The sequence below is a fragment of the Streptomyces sp. 63XJN7_1_ISO-PGPR-S23-121 genome (assembly GCF_056173025.1).
In genome coordinates this window covers 2,370,593-2,385,374 of record NZ_CM149653.1, presented here as the reverse complement: position 1 = coordinate 2,385,374, position 14,782 = coordinate 2,370,593, and the positions used below count along the sequence as shown (strand labels likewise).

Genomic DNA, 14,782 nt, shown 5'->3' with positions numbered 1-14,782 from the left:
CGGACATACGGGAGGGCGGTCCGTCCGGGGGACGGACCGCCCTCCCGGGCCGTGCGGGTCGTACGGGTCAGGCCTTCAGCGCCCGGATCGCGGTGGGCGCGTGGCCCGGCTCGGTGGCGAGCTCCTCGAACTCCACGACGTTGCCGATGTCGTTGGTGCCCGACATGGAGATGTTGGTGACGCGCTCCAGGATGGCCTCGACGACGACCGGGACCTGGTGCTCGGCGGCGAGCTTCTTGGCCTGCTCCAGGGCCGCGCTCAGGTCGTCCGGGTCGGTCACCCGGATCGCCTTGCAGCCCAGGCCCTCGGCGACCTTGACGTGGTCGACGCCGTAGACGCCCAGCTCGGGCGAGTTGATGTTCTCGAACTCCAGCTTGACCTGGAAGTCCATGTCGAACCCGCGCTGCGCCTGGCGGATCAGGCCCAGATAGCTGTTGTTGACCAGGACGTGCACGTAGGGGATCTTGTGCTGCGCGCCGACGGCCAGTTCCTCGATCATGAACTGGAAGTCGTAGTCGCCGGAGAGCGCCACGACCTGCGCCCCGGGGTCGGCCTTGGCGACGCCGAGCGCGGCGGGGACCGTCCAGCCGAGCGGGCCGGCCTGGCCGCAGTTGATCCAGTGCCGCGGCCGGTAGACGTGCAGCATCTGGGCGCCGGCGATCTGGGAGAGGCCGATGGTGGAGACGTACCGGGTCTCCGGGCCGAAGGCCTTGTTCATCTCCTCGTAGACGCGCTGCGGCTTGATCGGGATGTCGTCGAAGTGCGTACGGCGCTGGAGCGTGGCCCTGCGCTCCTGCGCCGAGGCGGCCCACGCGGAGCGGTCGGGCAGCTTCCCGGCCGCCTTCAGCTCCCGGGCGACCTCGATGAACAGCTCCAGCGCGGCCTTGGCGTCGGAGGCGATGCCGTAGTCCGGGGCGAAGATCTTGCCGATCTGGGTGGGCTCGACGTCGACGTGGACGAAGGTCCGCCCGGCGGTGTAGACGTCCAGCTTGCCGGTGTGGCGGTTGGCCCACCGGTTGCCGATGCCGAGGACGAAGTCCGACTCCAGGAACGTCGCGTTGCCGTAGCGGTGCGAGGTCTGGAGGCCGACCATGCCGGCGTTCAGTTCGTGGTCGTCGGGCAGCAGGCCCCAGCCCATCAGGGTCGGCACGACCGGGGTGCCGGTCAGCTCGGCGAACTCCACCAGCAGGTCGGCGGCGTCGGCGTTGATGACACCGCCGCCGGCCACGATCAGCGGGCGCTCGGCGGCGTTGAGCATGCCGATCGCCTTCTCGATCTGGGCGCGGGTGGCGGCCGGCTTGTAGACCGGGAGCGGCTCGTAGGTGGCCGGGTCGAACTCGATCTCGGTCATCTGGACGTCGATGGGCAGGTCGATCAGAACCGGGCCCGGCCGCCCGGAACGCATCAGGTGGAACGCCTGCTGGAAGACGCCGGGGACCTGCGCGGCCTCCAGGACGGTGACGGCCATCTTGGTCACCGGCTTGGCGATGGACGCGATGTCGACGGCCTGGAAGTCCTCCTTGTGGATCACCGCGGTCGGGGCCTGGCCGGTGATGCACAGGATCGGGATCGAGTCGCCGATCGCCGAGTACAGGCCGGTGATCATGTCGGTGCCGGCCGGTCCGGAGGTGCCGATGCAGACGCCGATGTTGCCGGCGCTGGTCCGGGTGTAGCCCTCGGCCATGTGCGAGGCGCCCTCGACGTGGCGGGCGAGCGTGTGATGGACGCCGCCGGAGGCCTTGAGCGCCGCGTAGAAGGGGTTGATCGCCGCGCCCGGCACACCGAACGCGTCGGTGACGCCCTCGCGCTTGAGGATCTCAACTGCCGCTCGGGCAGCGGTCATACGAGCCATCGAGTACTCCTGCTCCGGCTGCCGGATTCGCACTCCCGTCGCGCCCCGCGGTGAGCTTCTTCCGTAGCAACTTCCGTATAGCGAAATTTGTTTTCTACGATCTGGAAGTAATGTAAGTGGGTGGCCCGGGACCGTCAAGAGAGGACGATGGGGGTCATGTCCGAGAGGATCTGGGTGTGCTGCACCGCCTGCGGGCGCCGGCACCGCTACACGGCGCCGTCGTACCCCTGCGCGTGCGGGGCGCCCGTCGCCCCGGAGCTGGACCCGCGCGGGGCCGCCACCGCCGTGACCCACCGGGTGTGGGACGAGGAGTGGATCGACGTGCGCTGCACGGCCTGTGGGGCCGGGGGCCGGTGGCCGCGCCCGGAACTGGGCTGTCCGTGCGGCACGGTGCTGTGCGTGCCGGTGGACCCCGCGGCCGCGGGCCGCACCGGGCGCTCCCCCGGCTCACGGGTCGCGGCCCACCGGGCCGTCCCCGTCCGCACGGCCCGCGACGCGGTCACCGCCGCCGTCCTGCATCTGCGCGGGCTCGGCCACCGGGACGTGCGCCGCGCCGACCGGCCGCCTCCGGCCGGGATCGGGCTGGCCGCGCCGGGGATCGTGGCGCACGTGGACCCGACGGCGGGACGGACCTCGGTGCGGGACGTGGAGTGCCTGTGGCTGACGGCCATGGCGGACTCGGCGCGAGGAGTGCACTTCTCGCTCGCCGGGTACGCCGCGGAGGCCCGCGCCCGCGCCGACCTACTGGGCGTCGCGCTGTTCGTGCTCGGCCCGTCCGGCGTGCCGCGCCCGGAAAACGCGCCGGCCGTGGCGCTGGACGCCACGGCCGGCTGAGAACTGACGCGGTGACTACCGCGCCGCGTACCCGAAGGTGGTGCCGGCGGCGGGCAGACCGCCCTGTCCCGGCCGGTAGACGGTGGCCGCGGCGTTGGTCTCGCCGAGGGTCACGTTGGACATGGGCAGGGCGTACAGCGCGCCGGTGCTGGTCGGGCCGTACGGCATGCCGACGTACAGGTGGGTGCCGGTGAAGTGGAGGCTGGAGCCGAGGCGCTGGTTGGCGCCCGGGGTGCCGGGGATGCCGTCGCCGTCGCCGGACTCGATCCACTTGTCGTTGTCGCCGGGCTTGCCCAGCAGCGAGAAGACGTGCACCGCGCCCGCGCTCGCCGTCGTGCCGAGGGCCTCGTCCGGGATGCCGACGGCCAGCTTCATGGTCGCCGTGGTGCTCACCTCGCGCGGTGCGGTGTTGACCGCGGCCAGGGTGGCGCCGAAGTGGTCACCGGCCTCGGACGCGCCGGAGACGTCGTCCTCGGCGGTGCCGGAGTAGTAGTTGTTCATCTGGGTGTAGGTGCCCGCGGCGGTGACGCGGAAGGTGAGGACGTTGCCCGTCTCCGCCTTGTCGGCACCATTGATGCCCAGGGCCTCACCCGGTGAGCCGACCGCCAGGATCGACTCGTCGGCGCGTGCCGCGCCGGAGGGGCGGTACGGGGCGAGGGCCAGGGCGGCGCCGAAGCGGTCGCCGGCCTCGGCTCCGCCGGCGACGGTGTCCAGGTCCTGGTCGAGACCGAACAGCGGGGTGGGCCGCTTCTCGGAGTTCAGCGTGTGCGAGAAGACCGCGAGGTTGCCGGCCGCGTCGTCGCCGCCGATGTTCTCGTTGGGCGCGCCGATCGCGATGTGGTTGGCGTCGGCCGCGACCACCGCGCCGAAGCCGTCGTTGGCCTCCACGGCACCGGGGACGTCGAGGCGGTCCTGGTGCACGGAGACGTTGGTGCCGCCGCTGACGTAGAAGGCCTCGCCCGCCTTGGCGGCGTCGCCGAGACCCTCACCGGGCGTGCCGATCACCAGGAAGGGCTCACCGGCCGCGGTGGTTCCGGCGGCGATCGCCTGGCCCATCAGGTCACCGGTCTCCGGGGCGGAGGCCTTGATGGACCCGTTGCCCGCGCCCTGCTCGAAGTGGGTGGCCTTGAGGGCGCCGGTACCGAGGCCGCCGGGGGCTCCGTACAGGACGTCCGCCATACCCGCGTCCACAGCGTCGCCCAGGTTCTCGCCCGGGGTGCCGACCGCGAGGTCGGTGCAGCCGTCCTCGTCGAAGTCGACGGTGTCGATGGCCCGGCCGAACAGGTCGTTGGGCTCGGAGCCGCCCGACACCCAGTCGAGGTCCTGGGTGATCTCGGCGGTGCCCTTGCCGCCGCCGTACACGACGCGGACCAGGCCCGCCTTGGCGTCGCCCCCGACGGCCGCCTCCGGGTCGGCGACGGCGATGTCCGCCACGCCGTCGCAGTTGAAGTCGGTGATGCGGTTGGCGCCCACCTTGGACGCCACCCAGGAACCGAGGTCGTCGACGCGGGTGACGATGCCGTCGGTGCGGGTCTCGGCGGCGTCGATGCCGTAGCAGCCCGCCTGGTACGAGCGGCTGCCGAGCGCGGCCAGCCGCGCGGTGCCGTTCACGGTGCGGACCAGCGGGCCGCCGGTGTCGCCCATGCACGCGGCCACGCCGTCCTTGCCGGTGACCGTGGCGGTGGTGGCGTCGGCGGTGCCCACGGAGAAGGTGCCGGTGTGCAGGTTCAGCGGCGCCCACTCGGTCCTGGAGCGGCCGAAGCCGGCGAGCGTCAGCTCCTCGCCCGCGGTGGGCGCGGTGCCGGCCAGGGCGATCGGGACGACGTTGGTGACCGGGCGGTTCAGCCGGGCCAGGACGAGGTCGCGGTCGGTGCGGAGCACCAGCTCCACGACCGTGCGGACCGCGCCCTGGGTGCCGGTGAGGCTGGCCCGGCCGATGGTCGCGGTCGTGGTCAGGGCCGGTTTGCCCGCGGGTACGGCGAGGCTCTGGGCGGGGTTCGCGGCGAAGCAACTGGCCGCGGTGAGCAGCCACTCGGCGTCGACCAGCACGCCGGAGCAGCCGCGGTCGTGGTCGCCGACGACGACCTGCGCCGTGTAGGCGTGCGTGGTGTCGGAGGAGGCGGAGGCGGGACCCGTGACGGCGGCGGCGGGAACGGCGGTCAGCGCGATCGGCCCGGCGAGCAGGGTGGCGGCGAGTGCGGTGAGACGCAGGGGTCTGCGATGTGGCATGTGTCGGTTCCTTGGTGCGTGTCCGGCAGGATGACTCGGCTGAGGGCGCGTCACTGCGGAGGCGCCGGCATCGTCCGTCACTACTTGGACGTCCTGATCTCCACCAGCATGTGCGGGCGCCCCTGTCCGTCGGCGCTCTCGCCCACGGCCTTCCAGGAGTTGGCCGGGACGTCGAAGGACTTCTCCTCGTCGCCGACGGTCATGTCGACCTCGGTCGCGTACTCGTTCGCCTTGACGCCGTAGACCGACGGGATCTCCATCGTCAGCCAGCCGCTGTCTCCCTTGACCTCGAAGCAGACGCTCGTCGTCACGCGGGAGTAGACCTCCAGCTGTCCGGTGCCCGCCTGGCACGGGGCGAGGACGATGTGGCCGTCGCCGCGCTTGAGGAGAATGCCCTGCTCCTCAAGGATCTTGTCCGCCTGCGGGTAGGCGAAGTCCTCGACGGCGTAGCCGGGTGCCTCGTCGGCGACGGCCCGCGCGGACCCTCCGGTCCGGTCGGCGGAGGTGTCCGCCTGGGCCGCCACGAGCCATGCCAGGGCTCCCGCGGCCACCGCGGCGGCCGCCGTCCGCGTCAGAAAACGCCCCTTCGTCCCCGGGTTCCCGATGCGCGACTTTCTCTTCATAACAGTCCTATGGGTCGATGCGAACTGAATGTCCGGCACACATTCGGATACGGGCGGAAAGGCGAGAAAGGACGGTCGCAACTCATCCCCAGCACCCCCCAATAACCTGCGACCGGACTGATCCACGGGGTGACTGGGATTACCCCCGCACCCCACGGCGTCCCGATGGAAGTCGGCGGAGATGTTTTTGTCCAACGCCTTAATCGCCACAAACAGGTCACCGATCATAAGGGGCATGTGACGTGCATCACCTGGGAAAAGGTTGTACTCGAAGTTGTGGATTTATTGTGGACATCTTTTGAAGGTTCAGTAATAAATCACCGATTCTGCGGCGCCCTGAAGTCGGCAAATTTATTATCCGCGAAAATTTTTCCAGCGGAATAGGGGTGATGATCCGGTGACGGAGAGGTAATGTTCCGAAGCGCACTCACCACGCCGTGACGGCACGTCAACGTCCTTCCTGCGAAGTGCTGTTGGGCCGTCGCGTTCGAGTCCTGCTGCCGTTGCCCGTACGGGAAGGAATCTCAATTTGTCCGCGTCACTGTGGAGCAGACGCCGCATACTCGCCACCATTGCCGGAACGGCCGCCGTTCCCGCCCTGCCGGGCCTTGCCGTCCTCGCCGCCGCACCCGCCCGGGCCGCCGAGAACGACACCAGCCCGGATCTGCCCGACACCGACCGGGGCAAGGCGGTGTGGCAATACAGGATCGGCGGCGTAGCCGTCCGCGAGGCCGCCGCCCTCGCCCTGACCGGTTCCCAGGCCGCCGTCTCGACCTTCCTCAACAGTGAACTTCCCGCCGCCCAGGCGGAGGACAATCGTTTCGCCGTGCTCACCGGCCTCCCGCACGCCGGCAAGTCCACCCAGCAGTCGGCCGAGACCGCGCTGAGCGCGGGCGACGAGGCCATCACCGCCTACCTCACCGACGGATACGTCGAGCCGGTCACGACCGACCTGCGGGTCGCGGTCCTCACCGTGATGAACAACAGCGGGCCCGGAGTGGCGCGCGAGGCCGGCAAGGCCCTGGACGCGGGCACCAGCAAGGCCCTGCGCACCTTCCTCGACGAGACCCAGTACACGGCGCAGGCCGAGGACGAGAGGGTCGAGCTCTTCACGATCCTCAACACCGCCTCCCCCGAGGTGAAGAAGTACGCCGAGCGGGCCCTGAACGAGGGAACGCCGGCAGCCGTCCACCGCTTCCTCGTCTCCGGTCAGTTCATCGCGCGGGCCCGCGACGAGGAGACCGCGACCATCGAGCAGCTGGTCGCCGTGGTCGAGCGCGAGGGCAAGCAGGCAGGCCTCAAGTCCGAGCAGGCGGTCGCCGCCTCCGAGCAGGCCAAGGAGGCCGCCGAGAAGGCGAAGGCCGCCGCCGCCAAGGCGGCCGAGGAGGCCCTGGCCGCCAAGGAGGACGTCCGCAAGTCGGCCCGCGCGGCGAACAACGCCGCGAGCGCCGCGCGGGGCGCGGCCAACGCCGCCAACACCGCGATCGCCGCCTCCCGCACCGCCCAGGCCGCCTCGGGCCGGGCCGCACGCGCCGCACAGGCCGCCGCCGCTGCCGCCGCCTCGGCGGGCAACGCCGCCTCCCGTGCCTACGGCGCCGCCATCGCCGCGTCCAAGGACGCCACCAAGGCGGCGGCCGCACGGGCCGCCGCCGAGGGCGCCAGGAACGCCGCGAGCCGGGCACGGACGGCGGCCAAGGCCGCCGACCACGCCGCCGTCGCCTCCCGGCAGGCGTCCGCCGCCGGCTCCGCCGCCGCGGGAGCGGCGCAGAACGCCGCCGCCGCCGCCAACGCCGCCGCCAACGCGGCCGCCTCGGCGGGTGTCGCCCAGTCCCAGGCGGCCGCCGCCCGGCAGGCCGCCGCCGAGGCCAACGCGGCCGCGGCACGCGCCACCCGGGCCGCCGGTACCGCCCGCACCCTCGCCAACCGGGCCGCCGACGCGGCGGCGGTGGCCCGTGACGCCGCCAACAGCGCGGCCGACCACGCCGACGCGGCCGCGAAGGCCGCCGACGACGCCGCCGCCAACGCCGGCAAGGCGATCGAGTACGCCAAGCGGTCCACCGCCTACGCCGAGGCGTCGGTGAAGGCGGCGAACACGGCCGCCGCCGCGGTCGAGGAGGCCAAGGCCGTGGAGGCCGCCGCGCGCGAGGCGGAGGCCGCCCGCATCGCCCAGGACACCGAACTGGGTGTCCTGGAGGCCCGCCTCAGGGCCCAGGCCGAGATCGACGACGCCAAGCAGGCCGACAACCGGCGCACCCTGGCGGACCGCACCGCCACGGAGACCAAGGACGCGATCGCCGCCGCGGAGTCGGCCCTGGAGGCCGGCGACACGGCGACGGCCGTCACGGAGGGCCGCAAGGCCGCCGTCAGACTCCTGGACTCCTCCGGAAGCTGGACCCGCGGAGCCGCGGAGTTCGCCCTCGCGGGCGAGGACCAGGACGTCGTCAACTGGGTGGGCGCCGATCGGCTTCTCGCGCAGCGGCAGGACGACCGCGAGACCGTGCTGACGATCGCCGAGTCGGCCAAGCCCGCCGTGGCGGAAGCCGCCCACAAGGCGTTGGCCAGTGACGACGAGGACGCCGCGACCGACTTCCTCGCCACCGGCGTCATCGAGGCGGCGGCCACGGACAACCGGGTCACGGTCTTCTCGATCCTGAACGAGGATCCGGGCAAGGCGGTCAAGGCGAAGGCCGAGGCCGCGCTCGCGGACGGCAGTGCCCTGGCCCTGCACCGCTTCCTCAACGTGGAGCTGGCGGAGGCCGTCAAGCAGGACGACCAGGTCGAGATCTTCCGGCTCCTCGACTCGGGCGGCCCGTACATGAAGTCGGCCGCGGAGATCGTCCTGGAGGGCTCCGCGCGGATGCGGCGGTACTTCGTCGCCCGCGACAAGTACTACATCGCCCGCCTCGACGAGGACCACGCCACCCACGTCGCCGCCGTCCGCGCGACGATCGCGCACGCCGCGAACGTCGCCGCCAAGGCCCTCGAGGACGCCGCGCTTGCCTCCAAGGCCGCGGCCGAGGCCCGGAAGGCGGCGGAGGAGGCGACCGCGTGGGCGGAGAAGGCCAAGGGCCACGCGGCGGACGCCGCCGACGCCGCCACCGAGGCCAGGGCGAACGCCGACGCGGCCGACAAGTCCGCGGCCGACGCCGCCAAGTCGGCGGCCAGCGCCTCGCAGGCGGCCAGCGTGGCCCGGGGTGCTGCCAGGACGGCGAACTACTCCATGCGGCAGGCGTCCGCGTCCGCACGGCAGGCCGTCGCGTCCGCCTCCCAGGCGCAGGCGTCGGCCGCGAGCGCCCGCGCCTCGGCGATCCAGGCCGGCGCGGACGCCAAGGCCGCCGCCGACGCCGCCAGCGAGGCCGGCGCCATCGTGGCCGCGAAGCGGAAGGCGGAGGCCGCCGAGGCGGCGCGCAAGGCCGCGGAGAAGGCCAAGCAGGACCAGGAGAGCGGGACCAACCCGTCCCAGAACTCCGACGAGGACAAGCCCTGGTACTGGGACTGGGAGCTGTGGCCGGAGGACATCGGCTCGGCCAAGCAGTGGGCGACGGTCACCGGCCACTGGAGCACGATCCTGGGCGGGGCGAGCGTCGTCCTCGGCGTCGGCGCCCTCTGCTTCCCGCCCGCCGCACCGGCGCTGCTGGCGGCGGCCGGCGCGGTCGGCCTGGTCTCCTGGGGCCTGCAGGGCGCCAGCGCCCTGCTGAACGGCATCGCGGACAACTGGCAGGGCAGTGACTTCCACACGGCGCTCGGCATGTTCGCGGTGGGCGGCATCTTCCTCGGCAAGGGGGCCCTGCTCAGCAAGTTCGGAGGCCTCGACGACGGGCTGCGTCCCGTGGCCGAGGAGGTCGGCTCCAAGATCTCCGGTGTGGTGAGTGACGCGACGACCACGGTCGTCGGATGGCTCACCTGGTAGCGGACGGTTCCACCGGGCGGGGTGGGACGGGATAGGATCACCGTCCCACCCCGTGCGTCGACACCGCCGTGGCCCCAGCGGCCCGGAAGGGGGGAGAGACCATGCTGACGCCCGACATGTCCGTGACCCAGTGGTGGATCGTGGCCGTCGTGTCCGGCCTCGCCCTCGCGGCGGCCGGGCAGTCACTGGCCGCGACCAGGGCGCAGCGGTTCGCCGCCGTGCTCCCGCCCCTGGCGGGCGCCGTGTTCATCGGCATGGAGACCTCGGCCCGGGGCAGCGACGGCAGGCAGGCGCTCTTCCTGTTCACCCTCGTCGCCCTCGTCCTGGTCGTGCTGCGGCTGGTCTACGCCCGCTATCTCTCCCGCCAGCTGGCCCTGTACCGGGAGGGCCGGCCGGCGGACGAGGTGACGAAGAAACAGCTCGCCGTCTTCCTGTTCGCCTTCGTGGCGACCACGGTCGTCGTGGCCGTTCTCATCGGGTGAGCGCTGTGGCCGCCCTACTCGACAACTGAGGACCCCGACGTGCTCCTGCCCCTGTGCGTGTTCGCGGTACTGGTCTCCGACCTCGTACTCACCTGTGTGCTCCTGCGCTGGCTGCCGGTGCGACGCGAGCGATGGATCCCGATGGTGACCCTTCCCGTGGTCGCCGCGCTGGCGCTGGTCCTCGGGTTCGGCGTCGGGGTGCCCTGGCAGGCTGCGTTCGCCGCGTGCGCCGGATTCCTGTGCGGTACCGTCCTGGCGCTGCTGCCGTTCCGCGGCTGGGTGTCGTCATGGACGCTACCGGTGGGAGGCGCGGCGCGGCTGCGCTGGCCCGAAGTGGCCCTGGTGCTGCTGGGCTCGCTGACCCCCCTGTCGACGAAGCGGACGGACGAGGCCCAGCGCAAGGCGTTCGCGGACCGCGAGGTGGTCCGCGAACGCGGCCGGTTCCCTCAACCGCTGGGCGTGGCACTGTTCGTGCTGCCGGCGCTCTGCGCGGTGAGCGCCGGATGGGCGGCGGGCTGAGACCGTGCCGCTCGCCTCGGCCGTGCGGCGTCAGCCGCCGTCCGCCGCCCGCGGGACGCCGTACCGCTCCCGCAGTTCGATCTTTCGCACCTTCCCCGACACGGTCATCGGGAAGGCGTCCAGGTTCTGCACCCGGCTCGGCACCTTGAAGTGGGCCAACTGCCCGTCGCAGTAGGCGCGCAGTTCCTCGAGGGTCAGCGGTTCGGCGGGGTCGCGCGGGATCACGCAGGCGAGGACCTCCTCGCCGTAGCGCTCGTGCGGTACGCCGACGACCTGGACGTCCGCGATCCCCGGGTGTCCGTAGAGGAACTCCTCGACCTCGCGCGGGTAGATGTTCTCCCCGCCCCGGATGATCATGTCCTTGATGCGGCCGACGATCTCCACGTAGCCGTCCTCGCGCATCACCGCGAGGTCCCCGGTGTGCATCCAGCGGCCCTGGTCGATCGCCTCCGCGGTCTTCTCCGGCTCGTCCCAGTAGCCGAGCATCACGCTGTAGCCGCGGGTGCGCAGCTCGCCGGCCTCGCCGCGGGGCACGGTCACGCCGGTCACCGGGTCGACGACCTTCACCTCGAGGTGCGGCAGCACCCGGCCGACGGTGCCGGTGCGGTGTTCGAGGTCGTCGTCCATGCGGGTCTGCAGGGAGACCGGGGAGGTCTCGGTCATGCCGTAGCAGATGGAGACCTCCTCCATGTGCATCTCGGCGACCACCCGCTTCATCACCTCCACCGGACAGGGCGATCCCGCCATGATGCCGGTGCGCAGCGAGGAGAGGTCGTAGGAGGCGAAGCCGGGGAGGTTCAGCTCCGCGATGAACATGGTGGGGACGCCGTACAGGGACGTGCACCGCTCCTGCTGGACCGCCGCGAGCGTAGCCGCCGGCTCGAAGGAGGGGGCGGGGATGACGATGCAGGCGCCGTGTGAGGTGGCGCCCAGGTTGCCCATGACCATGCCGAAGCAGTGGTAGAAGGGGACGGGCAGGCAGACCCGGTCCTGCTCCGTGTAGCCGACCGTACGTCCCACCCAGTAGCCGTTGTTGAGGATGTTGTGGTGGGAGAGGGTGGCGCCCTTGGGGAAGCCCGTCGTGCCCGAGGTGTACTGGATGTTGACCGGGTCGTCGCAGCTCAGCTCGGCGGCGATCCGCTCGACCCGCTCGGGCGGCACGGAGGCGGCGCCCGCGGTCAGCGCGTCCCAGGACGGGTCGCCGATGTAGACGGTCTCCCGCAGCGCGGGGCACCTGCCGCGGACCTCGTCCACGATCGCCCGGTAGTCGCTGCTCCGGTGGGCGAGGGAGGCGATCAGCACGCTGATGCCGGACTGGTTGAGCACGTACTCCAGCTCGTGCGCGCGATAGGCCGGGTTGACGTTCACCATGACGACGCCGATGCGGGCCGTGGCGTACTGGACGAGGACCCACTCGGGGCAGTTGACCGCCCAGATGCCGACCCGGTCGCCCTTGGCGACCCCCTTCGCCAGCAGTCCGCGCGCCACCTCGTCGACGGCGGCGCCGAACTCGGCGTACGTCCAGCGCCGGCCGGACGGCACGTCGACCAAGGCCTCGCGGTCGGGGTGGGCGGCGATCGTCCGGGCGAGGTCGGCCCCGATGGTGTCGCCCAGCAGGGGGGTGTCGCTGGTGCCGTGGGCGTAGGAGAGCGCGGTCACCGGAAGTCCTCCTCGCGGTACTCGTCCTGCGAGCCCGCCGCGGTGGCCTCGCGCAGCTCGATGCGGCGGATCTTGCCGGACACGGTCTTGGGCAGCTCGCCGAACTCCAGGCGGCGGATGCGCTTGTAGGGGGCGAGGACCTCGCGGGAGTGCTCGAAGAGGACCTTCGCGGTGTCCGGGTCCGGTTCCCAGCCCGCCGCCAGGACGACGTACGCCTTGGGCACCGCGAGCCGCAGTTCGTCGGGGGCCGGGACGACCGCCGCCTCGGCGACCGCCTCGTGCTCCAGCAGGGCGCTCTCCAGCTCGAAGGGACTGATCTTGTAGTCGCTGGCCTTGAACACGTCGTCGGCCCGGCCCACGTAGGTGAGGTATCCGTCGGCGTCCCGGGCGCCGATGTCGCCGGTGCGGTAGTAGCCGCCGGCCATGGCCTCGGCGGTGCGGTCGGGGTCGCCGTGGTAGCCGGTCATCAGGCCGACGGGGCTCTCCGACAGGTCGAGCGCGATCTCGCCCTCGTCGGCGCCGGGGGCGCCGGTGACCGGGTCGAGGAGTTCGACGCGGTAGCCGGGGCTGGGGCGTCCCATGGAACCGGTCTTCAGCACCTGTCCCGGGCTGTTGGACACCTGGACCGCGGTCTCGGTCTGGCCGAAGCCGTCCCGGATGGTCACGCCCCAGGCCCGGCGGACCTGCTCGATGACCTCCGGGTTCAGCGGCTCCCCTGCGGCGACGACCTCGCGCGGCGGGGTGGCGAGCTGGGACAGGTCGGCCTGGATGAGCATGCGCCACACCGTCGGCGGCGCGCAGAAGGTCGTCACCCCGGCCCGGTCCATCTCGGCCATCAGCCGGGCCGCGTCGAAGCGGGTGTAGTTGTGCAGGAAGACGGTCGCCTCGGCGTTCCACGGCGCGAACAGGTTCGACCAGGCGTGCTTGGCCCAGCCGGGCGAGGAGATGTTGAGGTGCACGTCGCCCGGCTTCAGGCCGACCCAGTACATCGTCGCCAAGTGCCCGACGGGGTAGGACACGTGGGTGTGCTCGACCAGCTTGGGGCGCGCGGTCGTGCCCGAGGTGAAGTACAGCATCAGCGGGTCGTCGGCGGCGGTGGGACCGTCCGCGACGAAGCCGGCGGGGGCCGCGGAGGCGTCCTCGTAGGACTGCCAGCCGGCCCGGTCCGTGCCGCCGACCGCGATGCGCGTGTAGTCGCCGGGCACGTCGTCGAACTTGCCGGCGTCCCCGGCCCGGGCGACGACGTGCCGCACCCGGCCGCGGTCGACCCGGTCCCGCAGGTCGGCCGGGCCCAGCAGCGTGGTCGCGGGGATGACCACGGCGCGCAGCTTCATCGCCGCCAGGGCCGTCTCCCACAGCTCGACCTGGTTGCCGAGCATGACGAGGATGCGGTCCTCGGGGCGGACGCCGCGCTCGCGCAGCCAGTTCGCCACGCGGTCGGAACGGGCGGACATCTCCGCGAAGGAGACGCGGACCTCGGAGCCGTCCTCCTCCACGATGTGCAGCGCCGTGCGTTCGTTGCCCTCGGCGATGACGTCGAACCAGTCCAGCGCCCAGTTGAAGTTCTCGGGGCGGGGCCAGGTGAAGCCCTCGTAGGCGGTGGCGTAGTCCGCACGGTGTTCCAGCAGGAAGTCGCGTGCGCTGCGGAACAGCTCGGTCGCCGTCGTCATCTGTCCTCCTCGGTGCCGGACCATTGCCGGGCGGCTCTCTGCCATCGTGTAATCCGTGATGCAGGTCTCACTACCCCCGAACGGGGGTGTGCGCGACGGAACGGGCCGCGAAGGAGTGAGCGCAGTGGCGGTGGACGCGGCTGACGGGGTGGAGATCCGCGGTGCCCTGGTGCGGCTGCGGCGCACCACCGGGTTGCCGGTCGCCTTCGGCGGACTGGTGGAGTCCGGCCGGCGGCAGGTGCGCATCAGTGAGCTCAGCGGCACCGCGACGGCCGCGCTCAGCGCGCTCGCGGTGACCTCCGGCAACGGGCTGGGCGGCAAGGCGGTCGCGTTCGGCCGGCCGTGCGCCGTGACCGACTACTCCGTCTCCCGGCAGATCAGCCACGAGTACGACCTTCCCGTCGCCGCCGAGGGCCTGCGGTCGGTGGTGGCGGTGCCGGTGGTGGTGCGGCGCCGGGTGCGCGGCGTGCTGTACGGCGCCCTGCGCGCGGCCCAGCCGCTGGGCGACCGGACGCTGGGCGCGGCCGTGGAGGCGGCCCGCGACGTGGAGCAGGCGCTGCTGCTGCGGGACGAGGCGGGCGAGCTGCTGGCGGCGGCCCGGCCGGAGCCGGCGCGGGATCCGGCGGGGTCCGCGGCGTGGGAGCAGGTGCGGGAGGCGCACGCGGCGCTGCGGGCGCTGGCGCCGAGGATCGCGGACCCCGGGCTGCGGGACGAACTGCTGCGGGCCTGCGGGATGCTGGCCGCGGGGGCGGGACCCGCCGGCGGGGTGCGGCCGGCTCCGCGCGAGGTGGACGTCCTGGCGTGCGTGGCCGCCGGGGCGACGAACGCGGCGGCGGCGGAGCGGCTGGGGGTGGGCGCGGAGACGGTGAAGGGATACTTGCGGTCGGCGATGCGCAAGCTGGGCGCGCGCACCCGCGGCGAGGCGGTCGCGGCGGCTCGGCGGGCGGGGTGGCTGCCGTAGCCGTCCGGCGGTCGCGGGGGGGCGTGCGGGGCGGGTTCCGGCC

10 protein-coding genes are annotated in these 14,782 nt (G+C 72.6%); 5 read left to right on the top strand and 5 right to left on the bottom strand.

The genetic code is table 11. From position 1 onward, the window contains the following. Positions 1 to 67: 67 nt before the first annotated feature. Positions 68 to 1,852 carry a glyoxylate carboligase gene (gcl, locus tag AC0VYN_RS10525; protein ID WP_475535756.1) on the bottom strand — a complete coding sequence of 595 codons (1,785 nt, stop codon included), beginning with the start codon at positions 1,850 to 1,852 and terminating at the stop codon, positions 68 to 70. 147 nt (positions 1,853 to 1,999) lie between these two features. Here gcl and AC0VYN_RS10520 point away from each other — a divergent pair, with 147 nt between their 5' ends. Continuing rightward, positions 2,000 to 2,686: a hypothetical protein gene (locus AC0VYN_RS10520; protein WP_475535755.1), complete on the top strand. Its 687-nt coding sequence runs from the start codon at positions 2,000 to 2,002 to the stop codon at positions 2,684 to 2,686. Positions 2,687 to 2,701: 15 nt separating this feature from the next. Here the strand turns inward: AC0VYN_RS10520 and AC0VYN_RS10515 are convergent, their stop codons facing one another. Both AC0VYN_RS10515 and AC0VYN_RS10510 read right to left on the bottom strand, forming a co-directional pair. Then, positions 2,702 to 4,915, bottom strand: coding sequence for a trypsin-like serine protease (locus tag AC0VYN_RS10515; protein ID WP_475535754.1), 2,214 nt, complete (start codon positions 4,913 to 4,915; stop codon positions 2,702 to 2,704). An 80-nt stretch (positions 4,916 to 4,995) separates the two neighbouring features. Next, positions 4,996 to 5,538 (bottom strand): hypothetical protein, encoded by a 543-nt coding sequence (locus AC0VYN_RS10510; RefSeq protein ID WP_475535753.1) that lies wholly within the window; start codon positions 5,536 to 5,538, stop codon positions 4,996 to 4,998. Between the two features lie 529 nt (positions 5,539 to 6,067). On the opposite strand from AC0VYN_RS10510, the gene AC0VYN_RS10505 reads away from it, so the two are divergent. The 3 genes from AC0VYN_RS10505 (at position 6,068) to AC0VYN_RS10495 (ending at position 10,449) form a co-directional block, all read left to right on the top strand. Next, positions 6,068 to 9,448, top strand: a complete 3,381-nt coding sequence (locus AC0VYN_RS10505) for an ALF repeat-containing protein (RefSeq protein WP_475535752.1) — start codon at positions 6,068 to 6,070, stop codon at positions 9,446 to 9,448. Between the two features lie 101 nt (positions 9,449 to 9,549). Continuing rightward, on the top strand, positions 9,550 to 9,930 hold the full coding sequence (locus AC0VYN_RS10500) for a hypothetical protein (protein WP_475535751.1): 381 nt from the start codon (positions 9,550 to 9,552) through the stop codon (positions 9,928 to 9,930). 39 nt (positions 9,931 to 9,969) lie between these two features. Continuing rightward, the gene (locus AC0VYN_RS10495; protein WP_475535750.1) at positions 9,970 to 10,449 is read left to right on the top strand and encodes a hypothetical protein; all 480 of its coding nucleotides are present in this window, start codon (positions 9,970 to 9,972) and stop codon (positions 10,447 to 10,449) included. 30 nt (positions 10,450 to 10,479) lie between these two features. Here the strand turns inward: AC0VYN_RS10495 and AC0VYN_RS10490 are convergent, their stop codons facing one another. Both AC0VYN_RS10490 and AC0VYN_RS10485 read right to left on the bottom strand, forming a co-directional pair. Continuing rightward, complete coding sequence (locus tag AC0VYN_RS10490; protein ID WP_475535749.1) at positions 10,480 to 12,108, bottom strand: AMP-binding protein; 1,629 nt, start codon at positions 12,106 to 12,108, stop codon at positions 10,480 to 10,482. Beyond that, positions 12,105 to 13,778, bottom strand: coding sequence for an AMP-binding protein (locus AC0VYN_RS10485; protein WP_475535748.1), 1,674 nt, complete (start codon positions 13,776 to 13,778; stop codon positions 12,105 to 12,107). Before AC0VYN_RS10485 ends, AC0VYN_RS10490 begins: the two co-directional genes overlap by 4 nt. 124 nt (positions 13,779 to 13,902) lie before the next feature. On the opposite strand from AC0VYN_RS10485, the gene AC0VYN_RS10480 reads away from it, so the two are divergent. Then, positions 13,903 to 14,739, top strand: a complete 837-nt coding sequence (locus AC0VYN_RS10480) for a helix-turn-helix transcriptional regulator (protein ID WP_475535747.1) — start codon at positions 13,903 to 13,905, stop codon at positions 14,737 to 14,739. Positions 14,740 to 14,782 lie beyond the last annotated feature (43 nt).